This window comes from Endozoicomonas sp. YOMI1 (assembly GCF_024606345.1).
Classification (GTDB): domain Bacteria; phylum Pseudomonadota; class Gammaproteobacteria; order Pseudomonadales; family Endozoicomonadaceae; genus Endozoicomonas.
Genome location: NZ_JAHHPM010000175.1, coordinates 1 through 1352 on the forward strand (window position 1 = coordinate 1; position 1352 = coordinate 1352).

The 1352-nt window shown below is 50.0% G+C and carries 1 protein-coding gene; it reads right to left on the reverse strand.

Annotated elements, in window-relative coordinates; genetic code table 11:
* Positions 1-93: 93 nt before the first annotated feature.
* Positions 94-948 (reverse strand): bifunctional methylenetetrahydrofolate dehydrogenase/methenyltetrahydrofolate cyclohydrolase FolD, encoded by an 855-nt coding sequence (folD, locus tag KDK15_RS06220; protein ID WP_257294500.1) that lies wholly within the window; start codon positions 946-948, stop codon positions 94-96.
* Between the last annotated feature and the right edge of the window lie 404 nt (positions 949-1352).

Genomic DNA, 1352 nt, shown 5'->3' on the forward strand with positions numbered 1-1352 from the left:
GAGCCTTGGATCATAACAACGAATGTTGCGCTCGTTGCGGTTTTAATCAAGAGTAAAACTGCCGGTCTAAACCCTGAACACTCTTTTCTCGGTTCAGTGGTGCAGATGGTCTGCAGCATACAGTGTGTTTTCCAGGAGTGTCGCTACAGTCATCGGTCCAACACCACCTGGAACCGGAGTAATCCAGGATGCTCTTTCTCTGGCAACATCAAACTCCACATCACCCACCAGTCGGCCGTCTTCCATACGGTTGATGCCAATATCAATAACCACGGCGCCGGGTTTTACCCAGGCGCCTTTAACCAGTCCGGGCTTGCCAGCGCCTACCACCAGGATGTCTGCCCGGGCTACTTCAGCGGCCAGGTCCTCAGTAAAGCGATGAGTGGTGGTTGTGGTACAGCCTGCCAGTAACAGTTCCATAGTCATTGGGCGACCCACAATATTAGAGGCACCGACAATGACGGCATTCTTGCCACGAATGGGCTGACCTGTGCTTTCCAGCAGTGTCATCACACCTTTCGGTGTGCAGGGTCGCAGCAGTGGGATACGCTGAACCAGTCTGCCAATGTTGTAAGGGTGAAAGCCATCAACGTCTTTATCCGGACGGATGCGCTCAATCACCAGTTCGCAGTTGATGTGCTCAGACAGGGGTAATTGTACAAGAATGCCATCAATTTCCGGGTCATCATTCAGTCTGTCAATTAACGCCAGCAGGTGCTGTTCGCTGGTGGAGGCTGGCAGGTCGTGGGATATGGATTTGAAACCCACCCGTTCACAGTCCTGCCTTTTCTTGCCAACATAAACTTTGGAAGCCGGGTCATCACCAATCAGAATAACCGCCAGTCCCGGAGCCCTGAGACCCTGTGAAGTTCTTTTATTAACCTGTTCGGCGATGGAGTCGGTCAGTTGCAGGGCAATGGCTTTGCCATCAATAATTTTTGCTGTCATATGTGCTGAAGCCTGTTGCTGGCAATATTGGTTGATTGGCGAATATTGAAAATGACCGTTAGTTTAACAGTGCTCAGGCCCTGTTGACACAACAGCCTTCTGATAAGGCCAACGCTTTTCACTCTGGTTCAACCTATGTGAAGTGTGTTCGATATAAAGGGTGGGCATGGTGTTTTTTTCAGACAGATTGCTATGGTTATTTGGACGAAGTAGTGTTCCGCATTGTCTGAAAAGAAATGTGGATCAAAAAATGCCTATGACAATTGACGAGAGCCATGCTTGTGAGTAGTATTCTTGGCCGTTGACCAGCACAACTTTTCGGGTTTTCCTGAAAGTAGGTGGAAAGTTTCGGGGTATAGCGCAGTCTGGTAGCGCGCCTGCTTTGGGAGCAGGATGTCGGGAGT

Coding starts and splice junctions, on each gene's coding strand:
- folD (WP_257294500.1), bottom strand. CDS start 948: ATGACAGCAAAAATTATTGATGGCAAAGCCATTGCCCTGCAACTGACC.